The organism is Lentzea sp. NPDC006480, assembly GCF_040611995.1.
GTDB lineage: Bacteria > Actinomycetota > Actinomycetes > Mycobacteriales > Pseudonocardiaceae > Lentzea.
Map to the genome: position 1 here is coordinate 1 of NZ_JBEXPJ010000013.1, position 24,953 is coordinate 24,953.

A 24,953-nucleotide genomic window follows, 5' to 3' on the forward strand; every position below is an offset into this window, starting at 1 on the left:
GGTGACCTCACAAAAAGGAAACCTTCTTTACGATACCCCGAAGCGGCCCGGCCGGGAGCCAGCCACGTGCGAAGTACTACCAACTCCGAGCTGGTAGTACTTGCGGACGCCCTGACAGCCGAGGGTAAGGGGTTCGTCGTGGAGAACTGCGTGATCGCCTGATGCCTGAGGTGAGGCCTCAGGACCAACCTGGTGCCATGACCGAATGGACGCCTGAGGCGATCAAGGCAGAGATCGACTACCGCCACTCGAACGCACGGTGCAACTGGCAGCGCTCACACGGTCGCACGCCGTCGTGGATCAGCCGAGTGATCCACCGCACCTCTGGGAAACACAGCGGCACTGCCGCATGACGTGTGCGAGCATGCCACTTGTGGCGCGCCTGGGTTCTGGAATTCCGCTGGTCGCGCGCGACCGCGAGCTGACCCGGTTGCGCGCCGCTCTGGCACAGGCAGGTGAGGGCAAAGCAGGAGCGGTTCTCCTGGCCGGTGACGCCGGCGTGGGCAAGACCAGGCTGATGGACGAGCTGGCCGCCGGCGCCGACGACACGATCGTCCTCATGGGACGGTGTCTCGACGCCGGCGAGACCGGTCTGCCCTACCTGCCGTTCGCGGAAGCCCTCAGCACCCTCAAAGACGTCGCGAACCGGCCCGCGCTCGCGATGCTGCTGCCCCAGCTGGCACTTCCGGCCGAACGCGAGCCCGGTACCGAGGGCATGATCGCCCCCAGCCTCGTCCCGGGGCGCAGGCCCGAGCAGGACGTCGGTCAGCTCCAGCTGTTCGACGCCGTGCTGGGCCTGCTGACCGACCTCTCCGAGCGTCAGCGCGTGCTGTTCGTCGTGGAGGACCTGCACTGGGCGGACGCGTCCACGCGGTACCTGCTGTCGTTCCTGTTGTCCCGCTTGCGTTCCCAGCGGATCCTCATCGTCTGCACCTACCGCGCGGACGACCTGCACCGCAGCCATCCGTTGCGCCCCTTGCTGTCCGAGCTGGTCCGGCTGCCCGCCGTCGACCGCCTGGACCTCACGCCGTTCAACGCCGCGGATGCCCGCAGGTTCGTGGACGCCCTGAGCGACGATCTCCCGGAAGACGTCATCCAGCAGGTGGCTGAACGCTCCGAGGGCAACGCGTTCTTCGCGGAAGAACTCATCGCGGTCGCCACCTGCGACGACCGGACGCTCCCGTCGGCGCTCGCGGACGTGCTGCTGAGCCGGGTGGAACTCCTCAGCCCCGAAGCTCAGCACGTGGTCCGCGTGGCCTCTGTGTGGGGGCGCCGGGTGCGGCACTACCGGCTGCACGAGGTCACGGGCATGGCGGACCTCGCGTTCGACACGGCGTTGCGCGAGCTGGTCCAGCACCACCTGCTGGTCGTGAACGACGACGAGGTCTACTCGTTCCGCCACGCCCTCGTCCGGGAGGCCGTCTACGGCGACCTGCTGCCCGGCGAACGGGTGCGGCTGCACGCGGCCTACGCCCGGCACCTGGCCCAGCGGCTGGACGAGCGCGGTTCCCCGGCCGCGCTGGCCCACCACGCCTTCGAGAGCCACGACCTGCCGCAGGCGTTGAAGGCCTCGATCCAGGCTTCGAAGGAAGCCGAACGCGCCGGTGCGCCCGCGGAGTCGTTGCGGTACCTGGAAAAGGCCCTCAACCTGTGGAACGCCGTCGCCGAGAGCGACCGTCCGTCCGATGTGGATGAATCGGTGCTGTTGCGGCGAGCCTCCTGGGTGGCGGGCACGGCAGGGCAGCCCGAGCGCGCGGTCGCCTTCGCCCGCAGCGCCACCAAGGCGATCAGCTCCGCGCAGACGCCGGAGGAGGCCGCCGAGATCTGGCTGAGGCTGTCCTACGCGCTCGCGATCCTCGACGGCAACGAGGTGGAGCACTTCCAGGTCCTCGGCAAGGCGTTCGACCTCGTGGTCGACCGCGACCCGAGCCCTACCCGTGCCCGTGTGCTGGCCGGCAAGGCGTCGTCCCTGCGTCAGCAACGCGACGACGACGCCGCCCGGGAAACGGCCGAGCTGGCCATCGCGGACGGGCAGGCGGCCAACGCGCCGGGTGCGGTCGCGGATGCGCTCGGCACCCTCGCGATCCTCGACGACCACGCGGAACGGCACGACAAGGCCAAGGTCAGCTTCGAGCGCGCGATCAAGGCCTCGCGCGAGGTCGGCGCGTTCAACAGCGAGCTGAGGGCTTGGTACTACTACGGCCTGATGCACTACGACCAGGGCGAACTGGCCGAGGCCGCGCGGGTCTTCAACGAGGCGGGCGACCGGGCCAAGGAGACCGGCCTGACGTGGAGCGTGTTCGGGCTGGAGATCCGCATCCTGCAGGTGCTCGTGCACTACTACATCGGCGACTGGGACTACGCGGCGTGGGCGAGCGAACCGCCCGGCATGTCCGTGTCGTCGACCGTCCTGGCGCGGCTGGCGTCGGCGAGCACGCACCTCACGGTCTCGCGCGGCGACCTGGCCGAGTCCGAGCGGATGATCACGAAGCTGCGCAGCGACTGGCACCGCGACATCCAGATCGCCCTGATCAACGGCGGTACCGGCGCGGAGCTCGCGCTGTGGCGAGGCCGTCCGGAACTGGCGGTCGAACGCGTCACGGACGCGCTGGCGTGGGCGCACAAGCTCGGCGGGCCGTGGATGCTCGCGGGCATCAGGATCGGCGCGATCGGCATCGCGGCACACGCGGAGATCGCCGCGAAGGCACGCCGCAAGCGCGACGCCGAAGCTGAGAAGAACGCGGTCGAAGAAGGCCACAAGCTCGCCGAGCACGTTCGTTTGACCGCGGAGAACGGCAAGCCCCGGGCCGGCGTCCTCGGCCCGGAAGGACGTGCCTGGCTGGCCCGTGCGCTCGCCGAGGAGTCCCGGCTGGGCGGCTCGGGAGACCCCGCGCTCTGGCAACAGGCCGTCGACGAGTTCGCGTACGGGGTCGTGTTCGAGCAGGCGCTGTGCCGGTGGCGGCTGGCGGAGGCGTTGCTGGGCGCGGATCGCCGGGAAGAAGCCGCCGAACAGCTGCGGCAGGCCGACGAGGTGGCCACCAGGCTCAAGGCCATTCCTCTGCTGGAGGCGGTGGCGGCGTGCGCCAAGAGGGCTCGCATCACCCTGAGGGCCGACGAACCAGCACGGGAGCACGTCGACCTCTTCACCCCTCGCGAACGCGACGTGCTCGCGCTGGTCGCCGCCGGACGGACGAACCGCGAGGTCGGAGAGGAGTTGTACATCAGCGAGAAGACCGTTTCCGTGCACCTCTCCCGGATCATGGCCAAGCTGGGGGCGTCCCGGCGGGCGGAAGCGGTGGCCATCGCGTACGACCGGGGTCTGCTGGAATAGCGCCGGTTGTCATACCTCAGGCTGATGTGCAACGCGTCGCGGAGTTGATGTCCGCGCACTCAGGGAACTCATAGCTTCTTCCTCATCAAGGAACATCCCCTGTGAGGAAGGCACGAGACATGTCTGCACTGGTGTCCGAGGTCGGCACCCGGACCGCCGCGGCGGCCCACAACCTGGTGAAGGTCTACGGCAAGGGTGACACCGCGGTGCGGGCGCTCGACGGCATCAACGTCGCGTTCGAGGCCGGCCGGTTCACCGCGATCATGGGCCCGTCCGGCTCCGGCAAGTCCACGCTGATGCACTGCCTCGCGGGACTGGACACGGTGGACGGTGGCTCGATCCACATCGGACAGACCGAGATCACCAAGCTGAACGACAAGGACCTGACCAAGCTGCGCCGCGACCGCGTCGGCTTCGTGTTCCAGGCCTTCAACCTGCTGCCGACGCTGACCGCCCAGCAGAACATCCTGCTCGGGCTCGAGCTCGCCGGCCGCAAGCCCGACCAGCAGTGGTTCGACACGATCGTCAACGTGCTCGGCCTGCGCGACCGCCTGCACCACCGTCCGACCGAGCTGTCCGGTGGCCAGCAGCAGCGCGTGGCCTGTGCCCGTGCCCTGGTCGCCCGTCCCGAGGTCATCTTCGCCGACGAGCCGACCGGCAACCTGGACTCCCGCAGCGGTGCCGAGGTGCTCGACTTCCTGCGCATGTCGGTCCGCAAGCTGGGCCAGACCGTGATCATGGTGACGCACGACCCGGTGGCCGCGAGCTACGCGGACCGCGTGGTGCTGCTCGCCGACGGCCGGCTCGCGGGCGAGATCCACCAGCCCACCACCGAGTCCGTCGTCAACGCTCTCACGCATTTGGGGGCGTGAGTCAAAGATGCTGAAGACGATCCTTGCGGGCCTGCGCGCCCGCACGGCGAGGCTGGTGCTGTCCAGCATCGCCATCGCGCTCGGCGTCGCGTTCGTGACGGGCACCCTGGTGCTCGGCGACGCGGTCGGCGAGCAGACCAGGGACAACTTCGCCCGCAGTGCTCGCAACGTCGACGCCGCGGTGCACCTGGACGAGAACAACCGGCAGGAGAACGGCATCCCCGCCGACCTCCTGCAGAAGATCCGGTCCACGCAGGGTGTCGCGGGCGCCGACTCACGCGAGTTCGGCAGCGCGGCCCTGCTGGGCGGTGACGGCAAGGCGCGCAACGCTCTGGTGCAGCCGTTGCCGACCACGGAGAAGCTGCGCGACTTCAACCTCAAGGACGGCAAGTTCCCCGCCAAGGCCGACGAGGCCGCGATCGACGTCAAGACGGCGCAGGTCGCGAAGCTCAAGGTGGGAGACAAGCTCAAGCTGCTCGACAGGGACAACGCCGAGCACTCGTTCACGATCGTCGGCACCTACCAGCAGGGCGCGAGCAGCATCTCGATGTCCGGCAGCGATCACGTGATCGTCTCGCCGGAGGGTCTGCGCACGGTGATCCCCGACCAGCGGATCTACGAGATCGTCGCCGTCGCCGCTCCGGGCGTGTCCCAGCAGCAGCTGGTGGACAAGATCAAGACCGTCGTCGGTTCCGGCTACCAGGTGCAGACCGGTGAGCAGCTGACCCAGGAGACGCTGGCGCAGGTCGGTGACGCCGCGAGCGAGATCAAGACGTTTCTCCTCGCGTTCGCTGCCATCTCGCTCATCGTCGCCGGCATGGTCATCTACAACACCTTCACGATCCTCGTCGCCCAGCGCACCAAGGAGCTCGCGCTGCTGCGCTGCGTCGGCGCGGACCGCAGCCAGGTCTTCCGCAGTGTGCTCGCAGAAGCGCTTTTCATGGGTCTTGCGGCGTCCGTGCTGGGCATTCTCGGGGGCCTCGGTGTCTCGGCGGGCCTGCAGGCCTTCATCAGCACGGTGGGCGGCCCCGGCGGCGAGGACTCCCCGATCCGCCTGCCGATCTCGTGGGTGACCATCGCGGCCGGCTTCGGCGTCGGAGTGGTCGTGACCGTGCTGTCAGCCGTGCTGCCGGCCCGTCGCGCCACGAAGGTCGCCCCCGTGGCGGCTCTTCGCTCGCAGCCGGACAGCCACGACGACGTCGCCCGCACCGGCAAGGTCCGGATCATCGTCGCCACCCTGATCGCGCTGATCGGTGGCGCCGGTGTCTACTTCGGACTGCAGCAGGAGAAGGAAGAACCCGCGCTGTTCATCACCGGCGGCGCCACGATGGTGTTGCTGCTCGCGGTGCTGCTCGTCGGGCCTTTGTACGTGCCGCTGGTGAACCGCCTGTTCGGCACGGCGCTGCGGGGTGTCCCGGCCAAGCTGGCCTCGGCCAACGCCGGCCGCAACCCCAAGCGCACGGCCGCGACCACGGCGGCGCTGATGATCGGCGTGACCATCGTCGCGATGGTGACCGTCGTGGCCGGCAGTGGCCGCGAGACGATGAACCAGCAGGTCGACAAACGGTTCCCGGCCGACTACGAGGTCAGCTCGAACGTCTACAGCCAGCCGCTGACGGCGAAGTTCGCCGACGAGATCGCCAAGGTGCGCAACGTTGCCAAGGTCGCGCCTGAGCTCCGTTCGTACGGCGAGTCGCCCAAACTCCAGTACGCCGCCGTCGTCGGCTACCCGGCCGACGCGATCGGTTCCCTGGTGCGCCCCGAGGTCGCCAGCGGCACGCTGACCGGTCTCAAGGACAACGAGCTCGCCATGCGGGAGAAGGACGCCAAGGAAGCGGGCGTCGCGGTCGGCTCCGTCGTCCCGATCAGCGGCAAGGACTTCAAGGTCGTCGCCCTGATCAAGGACAACAGCTACGGCACCGGCATCGTCACGCTGAAGTCGGCGGAGTCGATCCTCAAGGAAGCCCCGAAGGGCTACGAGAAGCTGCTGGTCAAGCTCGCCCCCGGCACCGACATCGCGGTGGCGCGGGCAGACCTGGAGCGGGTCGTCGCGACCTCGCCGGTGGCGGTGCTGAACACCGCCGCCGAGACCAAGGCGGAGCTGAACGGTCAGATCGACCAGGTGCTGTTGTTCATCTGGGCCCTCGTCGGCCTGGCGCTGATCATCGCCCTGTTCGGCATCGCGAACACGCTGACGCTGTCGGTGCTGGAGCGGACCCGCGAGTCGGCGCTGCTGCGGGCCCTCGGCCTCACGCGGGGCCAGCTGCGGCAGATGCTGGTGGTCGAGTCGATCCTGATGGCGCTGATCGGCGCGGTCGTGGGTGTCGTGCTCGGAGCCGGGTTCGGGTGGCTGCTGGTCGAGGCGATCTCCAACTCGGAGTTCCAGATCAGCTTCTCCATCCCGTTCGGCCAGATCGGGATCATGCTCGGCCTGGCGGTGATCGCGGCGGTGATCGCGGCCGCGCTGCCTGCTCGCCGGGCGGCTCGCAACTCCGTGGTCGCGGGGATGGCCGAGGCGTAGGACACCCCGCCTGGCTCCGGCTGTCGGGGGCCTGGGTCAGGCGGGTTCGAGCGGGCGGAACAGGGGCCGCGCGCTCGGGGGATCGGTGGAGGTCCGGTGCTGTCGGGCACCGGGCCTCCACTGCACTTCCACATCCCGGAATTGTTGAAGGGAACGCGGGGGCCCCGCGTTCCCTTCTGGCGCACGCGGGGCCCCCCGCGTACCCGTTCAGGGAGGGTTCAACCGGAAGTTCGCGAAAAAACTTCCGGAGCGCGCGTCACTTTCGGCCAGCAACCCCCTCTACCTGGGGTGAGGGACGACCGGAGCGAGGGCCCGGTCGTCCCTCTTTCGTGTTTCCGATGAGTACGCGGGGACCTTTCGTACTCTTCTGGCGTACGCGGGGGCCCCGCGTACCACCCGAATGGACACGCTCGGCGTTCCGGTACAGGTTTTTGTTGCCTACCCCTACAAAGTTACGGAACGATGTCGACCGCTTGACACCCGCGCCTCTCCGGTTGAGTGTGAGAGCGCTCTCATCAAGGTTGAGCGCCGGTCACGGCGTCGTCGAGGAGGACGGATGAGCAGAAGGCTGGTCGGCAGCGTCGCTGCGACCCTCGTGATGGTTCTGGCCGCTGGATGCGGCGGGAGTTCCGGGGCTGACGGCAAGGTTGAGCTGTCGCTGGGCCTGTTCTCCGACTTCGGGTACGACAAACTGATCGAGGAGTACCAGGCCGCGCACCCGAACATCAAGATCGAGCAGCGCAAGGTCAAGATGGAGCAGCACAACACGCAGCTCGCGACGCAGCTCGCGGGTGGTCGTGGGGCGGCGGACATCGTGGCGCTGGAAGAAGGCGTGGTCTCCCAGTTCCGGGCGTCCAAGGACAAGTTCGTGAACCTCGCGGACTACGGCGCCAAGGACCTCAAGGACCAGTGGGCCGGCTGGAAGTGGAACCAGGGCACCGCGGACAACGGTGAGTTCGTGCTGGGGCTGGGCACGGACATGGGCAGCCTGGGCCTCTGCTACCGGCGCGACCTGTTCGAGGCGGCCGGGCTGCCGACGGACCGCGAGGCCGTCGCGAAGCTGTGGCCGACGTGGGCTGACTACGCCAAGACGGCCGACCAGTTCACGGCCAAGACGCCGAACGTGAAGTTCGTCGACACCGGCCGCAACGTCTACAAGGCCATCCTCGACCAGACCGAGGAGGGTTACTTCAAGAAGGACGACAGCTACTTCGCGGACAAGAACCCCGCGGTCAAGACGGCGTTCGACACGGCGGCGGCGCTCGGCACCAAGCAGCAGACCGGTGCCCTCGAACCGTTCAGCCAGGACTGGAACGTGGCGCTGAAGCAGGGTTCGTTCGCCACCACGACGTGCCCGGCCTGGGCGATGGCGCTCATCAAGGCGGGTGCCGGTGACGGTGCGGCCGGCAAGTGGGACGTCACGACGGCGCCCGGTGGCGGTGGCAACTGGGGTGGCTCGTTCCTCGCGATCCCGAAGCAGGGCAAGCACCCCAAGGAAGCCTACGAACTGGCCAAGTGGCTGACCTCCCCGGAGCAGCAGAAACGGATCTTCAAGGAGACCGGCAACCTGCCGAGCCAGCCGAAGGTCTACAAGGACTCCGAGGTGACGGCCACGGTCAACGAGTACTTCAACAAGGCGCCGGTCGGGCAGATCTTCGGCAACTCCGCCGAGTCGCTGAAGCCGACCTACCGCGGCACGAAGGACTCGAAGGTCACGCCCATCTTCAACAGCGCGCTGCAGCGGGTCGAGCAGGGCAAACAGCCCACCGCGGACGCATGGACGCAGGCGTTGAAGGAAGCGCAGGACGCCGTCAAGTGACGGCGGTCAGCACGAAGACCGAGGCGGCTCCGGCCGCCTCGGTTCCTTCTTCTGAAGAACCGAAGCGCTTCCGGTTCAGCAACTGGGACGCCAGGTACACGCCGTACCTGATCATCGCGCCGTTCTTCCTGGTGTTCGGGATCTTCGGGCTCTACCCGCTGGTGTACACGGCGTGGGTGTCGCTGCACGACTGGCAGCTGATCGACGGCAACCAGGGATTCGTCGGTCTCGCCAACTACGTCGAGCTCTTCGGCGACGCCAAGTTCTGGAACGCGCTGTTCAACACGCTCAGCCTGTTCGTGCTCTCGACCGTGCCGCAGCTGCTGGCCGCGCTGGGGCTCGCGGCGCTGCTCGATCGCGGGCTCAGGGGTAGCGCGTTCTGGCGCGCGGGTGTGCTGCTGCCCAACGTCATCTCGGTCGCCGCGGTGGCGCTGGTGTTCGCGCAGTTCTTCGGCCGCGACTTCGGCATCGTCAACTTCCTGCTCGGGTTCGTCGGCATCGACCCGATCGACTGGCGTGCCGAGACGTGGGCCTCGCACCTCGCGGTGTCCACAATGGTCATGTGGCGGTGGACGGGCTACAACTCGCTGTTGTACCTGGCGGCCATGCAGTCGGTGCCGAAGGACATGTACGAGTCGGCCACTTTGGACGGTGCGTCGCGCTGGCGGATGTTCTGGTCGATCACCGTGCCGTCGATCCGGCCGACGATCCTGTTCACCGTGGTGACGTCGACGATCGGCGGTCTGCAGCTGTTCGCCGAACCCGCGCTGTTCGATCCCGGGTTCGCCGCCAACAACTCCAGTGGCGGCTCCGACCGGCAGTTCCAGACGCTGGTGATGTACATGTACGAGAAGGGCTTCCGGTTGTTCGACGCCGGGTACGCGGCCACTGTCGCATGGATGCTGTTCGTGGTCGTCCTGCTCGTCGCCCTCGTCAACTTCACGCTGACGCGGCGCATCGCGGGCAAGGGGTGATCGGGAGATGAAGAACGCCAAGGCAGGCCCTCTGCTGTACGGGTTCCTCGTCGCCGTGCTCGCGGCGTCGGTGTTCCCGCTGTACTACTCGTTCATCGTGGCGTCGAAGGACAACTCGGTCCTCGGCGAGAAGGTGCCGCCGCTGGTGCCGGGCGGGAACCTGGTCGAGAACATCAGCCGCGTCTTCGACACCGTCGACTTCTGGCTCGCCATGCAGAACTCGTTCATCGTGGCGGCGACCGTGGCGATCTCGAACGTCGTGCTGGGCACGCTCGCCGGGTTCGCGTTCGCGCGGCTGCGGTTCAAGGGGCGGGACTCGCTGTTCATCGTCGTGCTCGGCACCGCGATGGTCCCGACGCAGCTCGGCGTGATCCCGCTGTACATGCTGATGTCCGACCTCGACTGGTACGGCACGCTGCAGGCCGTGATCGTGCCGGCGCTGATCGGGTCGTTCGCGGTGTTCTGGATGCGCCAGGCGTGCGAGGAGACGGTGCCGTACGAGCTGATCGAGGCGGCGCGCGTCGACGGCTGCTCGGTGCTGCGGACGTTCTGGCACGTCGGCTTCCCCGCGGTGCGGCCACAAGCCGCGGTGCTGGGCATGTTCACGTTCATGACGGCGTGGAACGACTTCTTCTGGCCGTTGATCGTGCTGGACCCCAACGACAGCCCGACGGTGCAGGTCGCGTTGTCGGCGCTGGCCAGCGGGTACTACACCGACTACTCGTTGATGCTCGCCGGTGCCTCGCTCGCGGTGCTGCCGGTGATCGCGATCTTCGTCCTGCTGTCGCGCCAGATCGTGGGCGGCATCATGCAGGGCGCGGTGAAGGGATGACGTTGCTAGGGGTGAGTGAATGACGACCGACTCGGACGTCGAGGTCGGGCGGGAGGTGCTGACCTTCCCGCCGGACTTCCTGTGGGGCGCGGCGACCGCGGCGTTCCAGATCGAGGGCGCGACCACAGTGGACGGTCGTGGCGCCTCGATCTGGGACACGTTCGCGGCGACGCCCGGCAAGGTGCTGGCCGGTGACACGGGTGACCCGGCCTGCGACCACTACCACCGGTACGAGTCCGATGTGGACTTGATGAAGTCGCTGGGCCTGGCTTCCTACCGGTTCTCCATCGCGTGGCCCCGGATCCAGCCCAGCGGCAGCGGGTTCGTGGAGACGCGCGGGCTCGCGTTCTACGACCGGCTGGTGGACTCGTTGCTGGAGAAGGACATCCAGCCGCTGGTCACGCTGTACCACTGGGACCTGCCGCAGGTCCTGGAGGACTTCGGCGGCTGGCGCAACCGCGACACCGCCTACCGCTTCGCCGACTACGCCGCCCTCGTGCACGACCGGCTGGGCGACCGGGTGCAGGCGTGGACGACGCTCAACGAGCCGTGGGTGTCGGCGTTCCTGGGCTACGGCAACGGAATCCACGCGCCGGGCATCACGGACGCGGTGGCGTCGCTCGAAGCGGCGCACCACCTGCTGCTGGCCCACGGGCTCGCCACCCAGGCGTTGCGCGCGCAGGCACCGGAGTCGCACCGGCTGTCGATCGTGCTCAACTTCAGCACCATCTGGGGCGACGACGCCGAGGCCGTGCGGAAGGTCGACGGGCTGCAGAACCGCATCCTGCTCGACCCGATCTGCGGCCGCGGGTACCCCTTGGACGTCCTTCAAGACACCACCTGGCTGGGTGACTGGACGAACGTGGTGCGCGACGGGGACATGGAGACCATCGCGACCCCGGTCGACTGGATCGGTGTCAACTACTACAACCCGACCAGGGTGGCGCCGGCCGATCCCGACTTCGTGCCCGCAGGGCCCCACGCGGGCCTGCGCGGAGTGGCGCTGCAGCCGCCGCAGGGCGAGCTGACCGGGTTCGGGTGGGAGCAGAACGCCGACGCGTTCACGGAACTGCTGGTCCGGCTCTCCCGCGACGCCGGCGGGGTGCCGCTGGTGGTCACGGAGAACGGGTCCGCGTTCCCGGACGTCGTGGACCCCGCTGGTCGCGTGTACGACGTCGAGCGGACGAAGTACCTGGTGGACCACGTGCGCGCGGTGCACCGGGCGATCTCCGAAGGCGCCGACATCCGCGGCTACCTGGCGTGGTCGCTGCTCGACAACTTCGAGTGGGCCGCCGGGTACTCGCAGCGGTTCGGGATCGTGCACGTCGACTTCGAGACGCAGCGGCGTACGGTCAAGGAAAGCGCGGTCACGCTCTCCCGGATCATCGGGCAGAACGGGCTTCCCGCGCACGGCTACGCGGTGTAGTTCGACTGCCGGCTGGGACAAGACGGGCCGAGGGGGCCTTAGGTGCTCTCACCTGCGGATACTGCTGTGCCGCAGGTGAGAGCGCTCTCTTGTTTCGAGGCTGGTCAGTGCCTGCGCAGGACCCTCGGGTCGGCGTGCAGGTTGTCCGCGAGCCTGATGGTGATGAACTCGTTGTTGTCCGGCTTGCCCGGAGTGCGGCCCGACGACGACGGGAAGTTGTTGTCGTTGAGGATCGCGATCGTGCGGTCGTCGAGGATCGTGACGTCCTCGATCGTGACGAACGGGAACCGGAACGGGTCCGCGTTGCCACCGACGTGCTTCGGGTTCGCGAGGTTCAGCAGGTCGGCGACGAGCGTCTTGTCGAGCTTGCCGTCCCTGTTCCGGTCGCGCTTGTCGGCGAGGAAGACCTTCTTGTGCTTGGCGGCGTCGCCCTGGCCGCCGTCCCGCTCGATGATCAGCAGGCGGTTGCTGTCGACCGCGATCGCGTCACCGATGGCGTAGGCGGGGTCGTCCAGCTGGTAGAGCCACTTCTTGCCAGTGAAGGAGTTGACCGCGATGTCGAACTCGTTGAGCCGCAGCGTGCCCGGCTCGTCACCGGCGACCGTGCCCTCCAGCAGCGCGTCGAGCGTCTTGCCGTCCGGCGACTGGGTGATGCCCTCGAAGCCCTTGCTGCTGGGCAGGTTCGGGTTGCCCTCCGGGTTCTCGGGAGCGCGCACCCCGGGCAGCGGGACCGGCGCGGCGAGGAGACGTCCGGCGCGGTCGAAGTGCAGCAGGTACGGGCCGAACTCGTCGCCCATCCAGTAGGTGCCGTCGGAGCCCCTGGTGACCGACTCGATGTCGATGTCCGCGCCGGTGATCACGCGATCCGGCCTGGTCAGCGGGAACGGGATGTGACCGGACGGATCGGTGAGCGTGATGCCGCCGACGACGTCGACCGCGCTGGTCTTGAAGTTCGGCGCGATGCGGTTGATGCGCAGCAGCCAGTCCGCGCTGTTGGCCTTGGTGCCGTAGCCGTTGTCGGAGATGACGTCGAACGTGCCGTCGCTGTTGCGGACCAGGCCGCTGAAGCCCTGGATCGGCTGGTCGGCGAACGGCGGCGTGACGCCGTTGATCGGGGCCGTGCCCAGCGCGGCGCCACTCGGCTCGCTGCCGGGCAGGTAGGTCTCTGCGGGCAGTGACGCGAAGTTCGTCAACGTTGCTCGGCGCGGTGCCCCGGAAGGTGCGGCGGTGGTGGGCGTGGCCAGCGCGGTGACGGTGAGCAGGGTGAGGCCTACAGCCAGTGTTCTCCTCATGCCGCGAACCCTATGTCGCTCGTTTTACCCGTGGTTCGTCTCGAGGCAACAAGCTCGGTGAACTCTTGACGCATGACGACGACCTGGCGCATGCGCTTCGAACTCAGCGACAGCCCCGGCGCGCTCGCCCGCGTCACCATCCGGCTGGCCGCGGCCGACTGCAACGTGCTCGCGCTGCACGTGATCCCCGTTCCCGGCGGAGTGCTGGACGAGATCGTCGTGACGGCGGGAGAAGGCGTGCTGCCCGCGGATCTGGTGGAGGCGGTGCGCAGCGAGGGCGGCAAGTGCGTCGGGATCACCGGAGCCGATCTCCGGGACCTGGTGGACGAACCGACCGCGGTGCTGCGAGCCGCCAGGATGGCACTGTCCGAGCCGGACAGGACCGCCGAGGCGCTGCGCCAGGTGCTGGGCGCCGATTCGGTGACCCACGGCGAGGCGAGCGAGGGTCAGGTTCAGCTGGGCGACCTGGTGGTGCGCCGCGGCTGGAGCCGGCTGACCCAGGTGGAGATCGCGCGAGCACAGGCGTTGCTCGACCTCCTGGACACGTCGGCACCCGCGATGCGAGGAATGCTCAGCGACGACGGGGTGGCACTGGTGCTGCGCCCCGGCACGGCCGAGGACGAGGACGCGGTCGCCGAGCTGCACACCCGCTGTTCCATGACGACGTTGTTCAACCGCTACCACTCAGGCATGCGCACGGTGCCCCGCCGCTGGCTGCACCGCCTGCTCAGCCCGCCGCGCGGCACCACGATCGTCGCCCAGTGCGCGGACCAGGTCGTGGCGCTCGGTCAGCTCATCCTCACCGGCACACCGGACTGCGCGGAGGTGTCGTTGCTGGTCGAGGACGCGTGGCAGCACCGAGGCGTCGGCACGGCGATGCTCGGCGCACTGGCCTCCGACGCCCGCGCCGCCGGGTACCGCGAGCTCGTCGCGTGGTGCCTGCCGTCGGAAAGCGCTCTCGTGCGGACGGCCGCTCGTGCCGGTCTACCAGCCACGACACGCCGGGAGGACGGCCTGCTCAGGGTCTCGATCGGGCCGCGCGGGCGTGCGGTTATGACCCCAATTGCGACGGCCATGGCTGAAAAAACACGATGAACAGCGCGGAAACCCTCCTCGGAGATCGCTTGCGGCTAAGCTGACCGGCGGCTCAAAGGTTTTCATCGAGGAGTGGTGGTGCACGTGTCCAACCACGCGCGTCCGACGTTGGAGGACGTGGCCGCGAGGGCTGGGGTCAGCCGCGCCACGGCGTCACGAGTGCTGAACGCGTCGCCGCGGGTCAGCCCCGAAGCGCTGGAGGCTGTCAACGCCGCCGTGCAGGCTCTGGGCTACCAGCCGAACCGCGCCGCTCGGGCGTTGGTCACGCGTCGCACGGGTGCGGTCGCGGTGGTGTTCTCCGAGCCGGAGCCCAAGATCTTCGACGACCCGCACTTCGCCCGGCTGATCCGGGCCGGGGCGCGTGCTCTCGCGGACGTCGACGTGCAGATGGTGCTGATGCTGGTGCACTCGCCTGACGATCAGGCGCGCGCGCATCGGTTCCTCGCTGGTGGGCACGTGGACGGGGCGCTGGTGTTCGCGCCGCACCGCAACGACGAGCTCGTCTCGATCGTGAAGAAGCTGCCGTTGCCGGTGGTGTACGCCGGAAAGCCCTGGGGGTCGTTGCGGGGGATGCACCTCGTGGACAACGACAACGAGGGTGGTGCCGTGCTGGCCACCGAGCACCTGAAGTCGCTCGGGCGCAAGAAGATCGTGCACGTTTCCGGGCCGTTGGACGAGTTGTCCGCCATTGACCGGTTGAACGGGTTCAAGGCTGCTCTGTCGCTGGACGACAAGGGGGCCGCGAAGCTCACCGAGGACGGCGGGTTCACGCGTGAGGGCGGGCGGAAGGCCATGTCCGCGTTGCTGGCGAAGATGCCGGCTTTGGACGCTGTGTTCGTGGCTTCCGACTTGATGGCCGCCGGGGCGTTGGAGACGCTGCACGAGGCTGGGCGGCGGGTGCCTGAGGATGTCGCCGTGGTCGGGTTTGACGACCACGTGGCCATTGCCGAGCACACGGCTCCGCCGTTGACTTCGGTGCGGCAGGATTCGGATGAGCAGGTCAAGCACATGGTTGAGCATCTGATGAAGCTGCTTCGGGATGAGACGGTCAAGACGAAGAAGCAGATGCTGCCCACTGTGCTGGTGCGGCGCGAGTCGGCCTGACGCTCGGGGCCCGTCCCGCCGGCTCTCACAACTCCGCTTGTCGATCACGATGAACGGCGCTTTCGTCCACCTGGGGTGGGCAAAAGCGCCGTTCATCGCATGAGCATCAAGATCAAGGCGGTGTTGGTCGTCTGCGCGCCCTGACTACCGCTACTGGCCGTTTTCGAAGTTCTTGCAGGTGGGTGGGGGCAGCGGGTTCAGGGGGCTGCACGGCCAACCCGAAGGCTGTTGGGGCGGGGTGGTGGTGGCCGCTGGGGGCGGCGGGGCCGGGTTCGTCACGGCTGGGGGTGGGGTGGTGGTCTTCTTCGGAGTGGCTTGGGTGCTCGGGGACGAGCTGTCGGTGCTCGACGACGGGGCGCTCGCGGAGGTTGAGGTCTCGGTCGAGCTGGATGACGGGTTCGGGGTCGAGGTGATCCAGCTGGAGGCCGGCGGTCTGTTCGGCGGGGCTTCTTCGGCCACGCCGTGGATCGCCATGCCCACTAGAACGCCTAGCAACGCGGACCCGAGCACGGCGGAGCCACCTGCGGCCCACAGTGCGCGCACAGCAGTCCCTCCCTTTTGGATGCTCACGGGGTGAAGTCGGACGATCACGCTCCTGGCACAGTACCGGCTGGGCCGGTTGCAGGAGAACGCTCGCCTGCTTGCCTTATCGGCTCCTTGATGGCCCCGGTTGAGTGATCGCTGTCACTGATCTGTGATCCGGGCGAGTACCAGACTGGCCCCGGAAAGGCCTGCCACCAGCACGGTTCCGGTCAGATGCCACGTTGGAGCGTCACCCGTGCAGGTGAACACCTCGGTGAAGCGTTCTGAGGAGCAGGTGACGAACGGGACCGAGCTGAGGGCAATGGAGGCCGCTGCCACGCCGCCCAGGAGGGCGGAGCCGAAGGTGCGCATCAAGGGGAAGGCGGCGTTCGCGGTGCCGACTGCGGCGATGGCGAAGAGGAGGGGGACGGGCTTGGGGAAGAGGCCCGTCAGCGCGCAGCCGACCATCAGGACACCGAGCACGGCCTGGCCGATCCTCGCCTGCGTCGCCACGGGGAGGACCCTAACAACTCCGTAAGCTCTTTTCGGCCCGGTTTGGGCCAGTATTTTCGGTATGCCGCAACGTCGAATTCTGGTTCCTGTCGCAGTCGTGCTGGTTGTTGCGCTCGGAGTCGGGTTGTACCTGTTCCAGCCGTGGCGGCTGCTGACGGTTCGCGAAACGCACGAAGCGCTGCTCGTGCCCACCTCGACGCCAACTCGGACCGCGACGCAGACGGCGGCGCAGGTGCCGGAATCGCCCAAGGAGGTTGCGGTAGGCGAGTGGCGCTCGCTTGAGCACGCGACCACCGGTAAGGCGAGCCTTATCAAGCGGGCGGGCAACGCGTACTCGGTGCAGTTCGCTGCGCTGGACACGAGTGATGGGCCTGACCTGCACGTTTATCTCTCGCCGCACGCGTCGGACTCGCCGGAGAAAACGTTTGGTGAGGGATTCACGAGCCTTGGCAAGTTGAAGGGAAATCGTGGCGACCAGGTGTATGAAATTCCCGCCGGGGTGGACGTGTCCGCCATTCGGAGTGTCGTGATCTGGTGTCAGCGCTTCTCGGCTGGGTTCGCGGTGGCACCGCTGGAACAAGTCTGAAACATCAACCGGGACTTGCTCTGTTCACACTATTGACTTTCCTGGTCTAGACCACATAGCGTTAACAACAGGACACAACATCGTCCCTTGCCGATGGGCGTGCGGAAGCCCCATTGGCGAGGAGTACGGCTCACTGGGTGGGCCCTCGCCGGCGGTGACGCGGCTCCAACTCTCCCCGGAGCCGCGTCACCGCCGGTGGCGTTTTACTGTTGTTCGTGCACACCCGGACCGTGGCGATCCACTACGTGCGCGCGGCACTGCGCGCATGCCCGTCGCCGGCCGAGGTCATGGCGGGAGCCGGGATTCCGCCGAGCCTGCTCGCGGACGACCGGGCACGGGTCACGCCCGCTCAGTACACGAAGCTGATCCAGACGTTGTGGGAAGTGCTCGACGACGAGTTCATGGGTTTCGGGCCGCGGCCGTCGAAGCGCGGCACGTTCGCGATGATGTGCCTGCTGGCGGTGCACTGCCCGGATCTCGAGTCGGCGCTGCGGCGGGGGCTCGCGTTCTACGCGCTGTTCGACGAGCCGCTCGACCTGTCGCTGAACGCGGGACGCTTCGAGCTGCACGTGCCCGGCGACCCGGACCACTTCCTCACGGAGTCGCTGCTGGTGCTGTGGCACCGCTTCTCGTCGTGGCTGATCGGGCGGCGCATTCCGCTGCAGGAAGCCGGGTTCGCCTACCCGGAGCCGGTGCACGCCGCCGAGTACCACCTGATCTTCGGGTGCCCGCTGACGTTCGACGCGCGGGCCACGGCCATCTCGTTCGACCCGAAGTTCCTGCGCATGCCGGTGGTGCAGGACGAGGCGGCGTTGCGGAGGTTCCTGCGCCACTCGCCGGCGGAGCTGTTGTCGCGCCGGGACCACGGGGCCGACACGGCGGGGCACGTGCGGCGGCTGCTCGGGCGCGGGATGGCCGGGCTGGAGGCCGTGGCGGCGCAGCTCGGGGTGTCGGCGCCGACGTTGCGACGGCGGCTGGCTGCCGAGGGGACGTCGTTCCGCGAGGTGCGCGAGCAGTTGCTGCGCGACCAGGCGGTGGCCTCGCTGGTGCGGGGCGGGGAGTCGGTGGAGGAGCTGGCGCTGCGCCTCGGGTTCTCCGAGGCGAGCGCCTTCCACCGGGCTTTCAAGCGGTGGACCGGGTCGTCGCCCGGTTCCTACCGCGCCTGACTCACCAGTCCCAGGCGTCGCCGACGTCCGACGCCTGGACGGAGCCGGTCTGGGGCAGGAGCGTGTCGATGGAGGCCGGGCCGGCCAGGGCCAGCATCGCGGCGGCAGCGGACACGATCGCGGTGAAAATCTTCTTCATGCACAGAGCTTGCGGCCGCCCTGAGGACGGCCGCAAGCACCCCAAAACCTCGCCAAAACCTCAGAGGTCGTCCCGCGGCGGCTGCGGAATGGCCGGAGGAACCGGGATCGGGTCGCTCAGCGCGAACGCCGGGATCGGCGAGGGCTGTCCGGCCGGAATCGGCGTTGGGCCGGCCGCCGGGATCGGGAACGGTACGGCCGCCGGGATCGGGAACGGCGTGAACGCCGGAATCGGCTGCGGCGTGAACGCCGGGATCGGGTGCGGGCTGACCGGCGGCACCGGCACCGGCTGGTCGGCCAGCGCCGCACCACCGAAGGCCAGCATCGCGATACCGGTGATCGCGATTGTTGCGAGTGTTTTCCTCACGAGGAGTCCCCCTCCATCGAAGTTGATCGACGAAAGGATCATGCGGCCGCCACTGGGACGGCCGCATGAGCATCCCCATGCTCAAAAACCTCAAAAACGTTCGCGCTCCCGCAGCGAGGCCGGCGGGCGGAACCGCTCCCCGTAGGTGTCCGCGAGGTAGTCCGCGCGCTCAACGAACGCCTGCACGCCGTAGGAGTTGATGAACTGCAGCGTGCCACCGCTCCACGGCGCGAACCCGAACCCGAAGATCGAGCCGATGTTCGCGTCGGCCACGGACGTCAGCACGCCCTCGTCCAGGCACCGCACGGTTTCCAGCGACTGCACGAACAGCAGCCGGTCCCGCACGTCCTGCTCGGACACGCCCGCGTCGGCCTTCACGTACCGAGTCGTGAGCTCGGGCCAGAGGAACTTCTTCGAGCCGTCCGACGGGTACTCGTAGAAGCCAGCACCGGTGGACTTTCCGCTGCGCCCCAAGCCGACCATCTCGCGGATCAGGTCGTAGGCCGAACTGTCCGACACCAGCGACGGGTCATCGGCGAGCGTCTGGTCGTGGATCTTCAGCTGCAACGACAGCGTCACCTCGTCCGACACCGCCAGCGGGCCGACCGCCATGCCGGCCTTCTTCGCGACGTTCTCGATCAACGCCGGCGCCACGCCCTCGGACAGCATCGTGATCGCCTCGATCACGTACGTCGCGAACGTCCGCGAGGTGTAGAAGCCGCGCGAGTCGTTGACCACGATGGGCGTCTTGCCGATCTGCCGCACGTAGTCCAGTGCCCGCTGCAAGGTCTCCGCGGACGTCTGCTCGCCGCGGATGATCTCGACCAGCCGCATCTTCGGCACCGGCGAGAAGAAGTGCAGGCCGATGAACCGTTCGGCGTCCGGTACCGCCGTGGCGAGACCGGTGATCGGCAGCGTCGAGGTGTTGGACGCGATCACCGCGTCCGGCAGCGCCTGTGCTTCCGCGGCACCGAGAACCTTGTTCTTCAGCTCGCGGTTCTCGAACACCGCCTCGATGATCAGGTCGCAGCCGGCCAGATCCTCGTCGGAGTCGGTCGCCTTGATGCCTTCCAGGCCCCCAGCGCCCTTCTGAGCCGCTTCGAGCGTCACGTCCTTCAGGACGACCTCGATACCGGCCTTCGCGGACACCTCGGCGATTCCAGCGCCCATCATGCCCGCGCCCAGCACGCCGAGCTTGGTCACCCGCTTGCCGGAGGACGACGCGCGGCCGTTGACCTCGTTGAGGTTGAACCAGAACGCGGTGATCATGTTCTTGGAAACCTGACCTGAAGCCAGTTCCACGAAGTAGCGGCCCTCGATCTTCAGCGCCGTGTCGAAGTCGACGTAGGCACCCTCGACCGCCGTCGCCATGATCTTCTCCGGCGCCGGGTACGCGCCGTGCGACTTCTTGCGCAGCACGGCAGGCGCCGCACCCAGCAGCCCATAACTGTTGGGGTCACCGAACTTCAGGTCCGGCACACCGGCACCTGGCACGTCCCACGGCTGCGTCGGTGCCGGGTTGGCGAGGATCCACGCGCGGGCCTCGGAGATCAGCTCCTCGCGCGTCTCCACGACCTGGTGCACGATTCCGGCCTGCAGCGCGCGTTCCGGACGGAGCTGCTTGCCCTCCATGAGCAACGGCAACGCCTTCTGCACGCCGAGCAGCCGCACCATGCGCGTCACGCCACCGCCACCGGGCAGCAGGCCCAGCGTGGCTTCTGGCAGGCCGACGCGGATGCTGTTGTCGTTCACCACGATCCGGCGGTGCGACGCCAGCGCGATCTCGAACCCGCCACCCAGCGCGGAACCGTTGATCGCGGCGACGACCGGCTTGCCGAGTTTCTCCAGGCGGCGCAGCTGGGACTTGAGCTCCTCAACACCTTCCAGCGCCTGCGAGGCGTTCTCCGGCGTGATCGCGATCAGCACGTTCAAGTCGCCGCCCGCGAAGAACGTCTTCTTGGCGGAGGTGATGATCACACCGGTGATCTCGTCGCCTTCGAGCTTGGTGACGGCATCGCCCATCAGGTTCCGGTACTCGTCGTTCATGACGTTGGCGGAACCGGACATGTCCATCGTCAGGGTGACGATGCCGTCGGAGTCCTTCTCGTAGTGGAACGGCATGTCAGACCCTCTCGATGATCGTCGCGATGCCCATGCCGCCACCCACGCACAACGTGGCCAGCCCGCGCCGCAGGTCCCGGCGCTCCAGCTCGTCCAGCAGCGTGCTCAGGATCATGCAGCCGGTCGCGCCGAGCGGGTGGCCCAGAGCGATCGCGCCGCCGTTGACGTTGACCTTGTCCTCGGAGATGCCCATGTCCCGCACGAACTTCAGCACCACGGACGAGAACGCCTCGTTGACCTCGAACAGGTCGATGTCCTCCACCGAGAGCCCGGCCTTGTCCAGCGCCTTGCGCGCGGAGGGCGCCGGTCCGGTCAGCATGATCGTCGGCTCGGTGCCCACCACGGCAACGGAAACGATCCGGGCACGCGGCGTCAGACCCAAAGCCCGTCCGGCCGAAGCAGACCCGATCAGCATCGCCGCGGCGCCGTCGACGATCTGCGACGAGTTGCCCGGCGTGTGCACGTGGTTGATGCGCTCGACGGTGGGGTAGCGGTCGATCGCCACCGTGTCGTAGCCGAGGTCGCCGTGGAACTGGAAGCTGGGCTTCAACCGGCCCAGGGACTCCACAGTGGACTCAGGCCGGATCGTCTCGTCCTCCTTGAGCACCACGGTGCCGTTCTGGTCGACGACCGGCACGACCGAGCGCTCGAAGAAGCCGTTCTTCTGCGCCTCGAAGGCGAGCGCGTGCGAGCGGGCCGCCCACGCGTCGACGTCCGTGCGCGAGAAGCCTTCCAGCGTCGCGATCAGGTCGGCCGACACGCCCTGCGGCACGAACGACAGGTCGAAGTTCGTGCCGGGGTCGATCGCCCACGCGCCGCCGTCGGACCCCATCGGCACGCGCGACATCGACTCGACGCCACCCGCGACCACCAGGTCCTCGAACCCGGACGCGACCTTCGCGGCCGCGAGGTTCACCGACTCCAGGCCGGACGCGCAGAAGCGGTTGAGCTGCACACCCGCCGGCCGCTGGTCCCAGCCCGCGGCCAGCACGGCGGTGCGGGCGATGTCCCCGCCCTGCTCGCCGAGCGGGGACACCACGCCGAACACGACGTCGTCCACCGCGGAGGTGTCGAGGGAGTTGCGTTCGGACAGCGCGCGCAGCACCCCGGCGGCCAGCGCGACGGGCTTGACGCTGTGCAGCGACCCGCGCTTCCCCTTGCCGCGCGGCGTGCGCACCGCGTCGAAGATCAAGGCTTCGCTCATGGCACCCACGCTAGGCCCGGCCTCTCAAGCTCGCCATGACCGTGCGGGGTGACCGATTAGCTCACCCGGAACTCCATGTGCTCCGGCTCGTCGGAGTCCACGAACCCGAGCCGCTTGTAGAGTCGCCGCGCAGGCAGGTTGTCGTCGTAGACCTGCAGCCGCACGAGCTTCCAGCCGTGTTCGGCCGCCCACGCCAGCACGGCCCTGACCAGCGCCTCCCCGATGCCGCGGCCGCGGTGGGAGGACCGCACCCACATCGAGTACAGGTACAGGCCGGTCGGCTTGCCGAACGCGCCGACGAGGCCGGCGGGGTCCGGATCGAGCGCGACGAGCCGCACGCCGTTCTCCAAGGTGCCGCGCCAGTCGGTCTCGGTGTACGCCTCCTCGCGGGCGAACGTCGACCCGAACCCGCCGGGGTCGCTGGCCAGCGCCTCCAGCCGGACCTCCCGCCAGAGCTCCCAGTCGTCCGGCGTGACCTGGTGGATCTGCATACGGAGCAGTCTGGACGACGAGGGTGGGAATTTCGCTCACTTTTTCGGGCGACGGCCTGGCGCGCCGGTCATGGCGTGGATCACGGCCGGGTGGTTTCGTGGAACGCATGGCAGAGCGTCGATCGCGGTGGATGGACAGCGACCTGGACCAGTTGCGCCAGCTCGCCCGCACGTTCATGGAGAAGGAGGTCGCGCCGCACCAGGAGCGCTTCGCCGAGCAGAAGCAGGTCGACCGCGACCTGTGGCGCCGCGCCGGGGAGGTCGGCCTGCTGTGCCTGAGCATTCCCGAGGAGTACGGGGGCGGCGGCGGCACGTTCGCGCACGAGGCCGTGTTGCTGGAGGAACAGGCACGCGCCGGTGACAGCGCCTGGGGCAACAGCGTGCACAGCGGGATCGTCGCTCACTACCTCAACTCCTACGGGTCGGAAGAGCAGAAGCGGCGCTGGCTGCCCAAGCTCGCGTCCGGCGAGTACGTCGGCGCGATCGCGATGACCGAACCCGGCGCGGGCTCGGACCTGCAGGGCATCCGCACGAAGGCCGTGCGGGACGGCGACGAGTACGTCATCAACGGCTCGAAGACGTTCATCACGAACGGCGTGCACGCCGACCTGGTGATCGTGGTGGCCAAGACCGACCCCGCCCAGGGCGCGCAGGGCATCTCGCTGATCGTCGTGGAGAACGACATCCGGCGCGGCCGCGTGCTCGACAAGGTCGGCATGAAGGGACAGGACACCGCGGAGCTGTTCTTCGACGACGTCCAGGTGCCCGCCGCGAACCTCCTGGGTGCCTCCGAGGGGCTCGGCTTCATCCAGCTCATGCAGCAGCTGCCGCAGGAACGCCTGATCATCGGCGTCTGCTGCATCGCCGGCATCGAGGCGGCCGTGGACGTGACGCTGAAGTACGTGAAGGAGCGCACGGCGTTCGGCAAGGAGCTGATGAAGTTCCAGAACACCCGGTTCAAGCTCGCCGAGTGCGCCACCGAGGCGGCTGTGACCAGGGCGTTCGTCGACGAGTGCATAGAGAAGCACCTGCGCGGCGAACTGGACGTGCCGACCGCGGCGATGGCGAAGTGGTGGGCCAGCGACCGGCTGGGCAGGGTCGTCGACGAGTGCGTGCAGCTGTTCGGCGGCTACGGCTACATGAACGAGTACCCGATCGCGCGTGCCTGGTCCGACGCCCGCGTCCAGCGGATCTTCGGCGGCACGAACGAGATCATGAAGGAAATCATCGCGAGGTCCCTGTGACGGGACCTCTGGCAGGACTTCGCGTCGTCGAGCTCGCCGGTCTCGCGCCCGCGCCGTTCGGCTGCATGGTGCTCGCGGACCTGGGCGCGGACGTCATCCAGGTGCACAAGCCGGGCAGTCATCCGACGGTCCCCGGCGACTTCCTGACCCGCAACCGGCGCTCCGTCGCGATCGACACCCGCAAGCCCGAGGGCGCTGAGCTGGTGCTGAAGCTCGTCGAACAGTCGGATGTGCTGGTGGAGGGCTTCCGGCCGGGCGTGACCGAGCGGCTGGGCATCGGTCCGGCGCAGTGCCTCGCCCGCAACCCGCGCCTTATATATGGGCGCATGACCGGCTGGGGCCAGGACGGGCCCCTGTCGGACCGGGCCGGGCACGACATCAACTACATTGCCGTCGCGGGTGCGCTGGAGCCGCTCGGACGGGCCGGCGGGCCGCCGTCGTTCCCGATCAACCTGCTCGGCGACTTCGGCGGGGGAGGGCTGCTGCTGGCCGTCGGCGTGCTCGCCGCGCTGTACGAACGGGAGCGCTCCGGACGTGGCCAGGTTGTGGATGCCGCGATGGTCGACGGGGCGGCGTTGCTGACGACGTTCCTGCACGGGATGCGCAGCGCCGGGATGTGGCAGGGCGGGCGCGGCGAGAACATGCTCGACGGCGGCATCCCGTTCTACGACGTCTACGAGGCCGCGGACGGGAGGTACGTGGCCATCGGCGCACTGGAGGAGAAGTTCTACGCCGACCTCGTGCGCGTGCTGGGCCTGGAGGACGCACCGACGCGCAACGACCCGGCGAACTGGCCTGAGCTGCGGGAACGCATCGCGGCGGCGGTGAAGACGCGGACGCGGGACGAGTGGGCTGACCTCGCGCGGGACACCGATGCGTGCCTGGCGCCGGTGCTGACTCCGGCCGAGGCGACCCGGCATCCGGTCAACGCGGCGAGGGCGACGTTCGTGGACGTCTCCGGGTCGCTGCACCCGGCGCCGGCTCCTCGGTTCGACCGGACTCCGACGTCGGTTCCGACCCCTCCGGTTTCGGCCGGGGTGAACACCGCGGAAGTGCTTGCCGACATGGGTGTGGCGGATGCCCAAATTATGGAACTGCGGCGGTCAGGAGTTATTGGATGAATGCTCGCGCGCGCATTAATAGAGACACGATGGGGTGACGGAGCGTGATGCCGACCGTTCGGCATCCGGGTGAGGCTCGGTTCAACAGTGTCTGGTCCAAGCTGTGGGATGCGAGGGAGCCCGTGTTCACCTCGTGCCCAGGACATCGGCGCTGTTGAGGACCCTCTTTAGCCGCCAATCGGGTGACATTCCCCGTCGCGCAGGCGTGCGTGGC

At 68.3% G+C, this 24,953-nt stretch carries 21 protein-coding genes; 14 read left to right on the plus strand and 7 right to left on the minus strand.

Going from position 1 to position 24,953, the window contains the following annotated elements:
* The first annotated feature begins 364 nt into the window (after positions 1–364).
* From ABZX92_RS07750 to ABZX92_RS07780, 7 genes are all read left to right on the plus strand, one after another.
* Entirely contained in the window at positions 365–3,331 is a 2,967-nt protein-coding gene (locus ABZX92_RS07750) for an AAA family ATPase (RefSeq protein ID WP_355555177.1), read from the plus strand.
* A gap of 119 nt (positions 3,332–3,450) precedes the next feature.
* Positions 3,451–4,203, plus strand: a complete 753-nt coding sequence (locus ABZX92_RS07755; RefSeq protein WP_045312316.1) for an ABC transporter ATP-binding protein — start codon at positions 3,451–3,453, stop codon at positions 4,201–4,203.
* Positions 4,204–4,210: 7 nt separating this feature from the next.
* A complete protein-coding gene (locus ABZX92_RS07760; RefSeq protein ID WP_355555179.1) occupies positions 4,211–6,724 on the plus strand; it encodes an FtsX-like permease family protein in 2,514 nt (837 codons plus the stop codon).
* Positions 6,725–7,280: 556 nt separating this feature from the next.
* Complete coding sequence (locus ABZX92_RS07765; RefSeq protein WP_355555181.1) at positions 7,281–8,543, plus strand: extracellular solute-binding protein; 1,263 nt, start codon at positions 7,281–7,283, stop codon at positions 8,541–8,543.
* A 107-nt stretch (positions 8,544–8,650) separates the two neighbouring features.
* Positions 8,651–9,517 carry a sugar ABC transporter permease gene (locus ABZX92_RS07770; RefSeq protein ID WP_355555332.1) on the plus strand — a complete coding sequence of 289 codons (867 nt, stop codon included), beginning with the start codon at positions 8,651–8,653 and terminating at the stop codon, positions 9,515–9,517.
* Between the two features lie 7 nt (positions 9,518–9,524).
* Positions 9,525–10,349: a carbohydrate ABC transporter permease gene (locus ABZX92_RS07775; protein WP_355555183.1), complete on the plus strand. Its 825-nt coding sequence runs from the start codon at positions 9,525–9,527 to the stop codon at positions 10,347–10,349.
* A 19-nt stretch (positions 10,350–10,368) separates the two neighbouring features.
* A complete protein-coding gene (locus tag ABZX92_RS07780) occupies positions 10,369–11,775 on the plus strand; it encodes a GH1 family beta-glucosidase (RefSeq protein WP_355555185.1) in 1,407 nt (468 codons plus the stop codon).
* 104 nt (positions 11,776–11,879) lie between these two features.
* Here the strand turns inward: ABZX92_RS07780 and ABZX92_RS07785 are convergent, their stop codons facing one another.
* A complete protein-coding gene (locus ABZX92_RS07785; RefSeq protein ID WP_355555187.1) occupies positions 11,880–13,067 on the minus strand; it encodes an esterase-like activity of phytase family protein in 1,188 nt (395 codons plus the stop codon).
* A gap of 72 nt (positions 13,068–13,139) precedes the next feature.
* Here ABZX92_RS07785 and ABZX92_RS07790 point away from each other — a divergent pair, with 72 nt between their 5' ends.
* From ABZX92_RS07790 to ABZX92_RS07800, 3 genes are all read left to right on the plus strand, one after another.
* A complete protein-coding gene (locus ABZX92_RS07790) occupies positions 13,140–14,162 on the plus strand; it encodes a GNAT family N-acetyltransferase (protein WP_355555189.1) in 1,023 nt (340 codons plus the stop codon).
* A 78-nt stretch (positions 14,163–14,240) separates the two neighbouring features.
* The gene (locus tag ABZX92_RS07795) at positions 14,241–15,266 is read left to right on the plus strand and encodes a LacI family DNA-binding transcriptional regulator (RefSeq protein WP_355555190.1); all 1,026 of its coding nucleotides are present in this window, start codon (positions 14,241–14,243) and stop codon (positions 15,264–15,266) included.
* A gap of 295 nt (positions 15,267–15,561) precedes the next feature.
* Positions 15,562–15,843, plus strand: coding sequence for a hypothetical protein (locus tag ABZX92_RS07800; protein WP_355555191.1), 282 nt, complete (start codon positions 15,562–15,564; stop codon positions 15,841–15,843).
* 107 nt (positions 15,844–15,950) lie between these two features.
* Here ABZX92_RS07800 and ABZX92_RS07805 read toward each other — a convergent pair whose 3' ends face one another.
* Complete coding sequence (locus tag ABZX92_RS07805; protein WP_355555193.1) at positions 15,951–16,301, minus strand: hypothetical protein; 351 nt, start codon at positions 16,299–16,301, stop codon at positions 15,951–15,953.
* 61 nt (positions 16,302–16,362) lie between these two features.
* On the opposite strand from ABZX92_RS07805, the gene ABZX92_RS07810 reads away from it, so the two are divergent.
* Positions 16,363–16,887, plus strand: a complete 525-nt coding sequence (locus ABZX92_RS07810) for a DM13 domain-containing protein (RefSeq protein WP_355555195.1) — start codon at positions 16,363–16,365, stop codon at positions 16,885–16,887.
* Between the two features lie 215 nt (positions 16,888–17,102).
* Positions 17,103–18,053 carry an AraC family transcriptional regulator gene (locus ABZX92_RS07815; protein WP_355555196.1) on the plus strand — a complete coding sequence of 317 codons (951 nt, stop codon included), beginning with the start codon at positions 17,103–17,105 and terminating at the stop codon, positions 18,051–18,053.
* Position 18,054: 1 nt separating this feature from the next.
* Here the strand turns inward: ABZX92_RS07815 and ABZX92_RS07820 are convergent, their stop codons facing one another.
* The 5 genes from ABZX92_RS07820 to ABZX92_RS07840 form a co-directional block, all read right to left on the minus strand.
* The gene (locus tag ABZX92_RS07820; protein WP_355555197.1) at positions 18,055–18,192 is read right to left on the minus strand and encodes a hypothetical protein; all 138 of its coding nucleotides are present in this window, start codon (positions 18,190–18,192) and stop codon (positions 18,055–18,057) included.
* A gap of 60 nt (positions 18,193–18,252) precedes the next feature.
* A complete protein-coding gene (locus tag ABZX92_RS07825) occupies positions 18,253–18,558 on the minus strand; it encodes a hypothetical protein (protein WP_355555199.1) in 306 nt (101 codons plus the stop codon).
* A 90-nt stretch (positions 18,559–18,648) separates the two neighbouring features.
* Complete coding sequence (locus ABZX92_RS07830; protein ID WP_355555200.1) at positions 18,649–20,679, minus strand: 3-hydroxyacyl-CoA dehydrogenase NAD-binding domain-containing protein; 2,031 nt, start codon at positions 20,677–20,679, stop codon at positions 18,649–18,651.
* A gap of 1 nt (position 20,680) precedes the next feature.
* Positions 20,681–21,883: an acetyl-CoA C-acetyltransferase gene (locus ABZX92_RS07835; RefSeq protein WP_355555202.1), complete on the minus strand. Its 1,203-nt coding sequence runs from the start codon at positions 21,881–21,883 to the stop codon at positions 20,681–20,683.
* Positions 21,884–21,939: 56 nt separating this feature from the next.
* Positions 21,940–22,374 carry a GNAT family N-acetyltransferase gene (locus ABZX92_RS07840; RefSeq protein WP_355555204.1) on the minus strand — a complete coding sequence of 145 codons (435 nt, stop codon included), beginning with the start codon at positions 22,372–22,374 and terminating at the stop codon, positions 21,940–21,942.
* Positions 22,375–22,481: 107 nt separating this feature from the next.
* Here ABZX92_RS07840 and ABZX92_RS07845 point away from each other — a divergent pair, with 107 nt between their 5' ends.
* Both ABZX92_RS07845 and ABZX92_RS07850 read left to right on the plus strand, forming a co-directional pair.
* Positions 22,482–23,618 (plus strand): acyl-CoA dehydrogenase family protein, encoded by a 1,137-nt coding sequence (locus ABZX92_RS07845; RefSeq protein ID WP_355555206.1) that lies wholly within the window; start codon positions 22,482–22,484, stop codon positions 23,616–23,618.
* Entirely contained in the window at positions 23,615–24,739 is a 1,125-nt protein-coding gene (locus tag ABZX92_RS07850) for a CaiB/BaiF CoA-transferase family protein (RefSeq protein WP_355555208.1), read from the plus strand. The genes ABZX92_RS07845 and ABZX92_RS07850 overlap by 4 nt, the downstream gene beginning before the upstream one ends.
* The last annotated feature ends 214 nt before the right edge of the window (positions 24,740–24,953 follow it).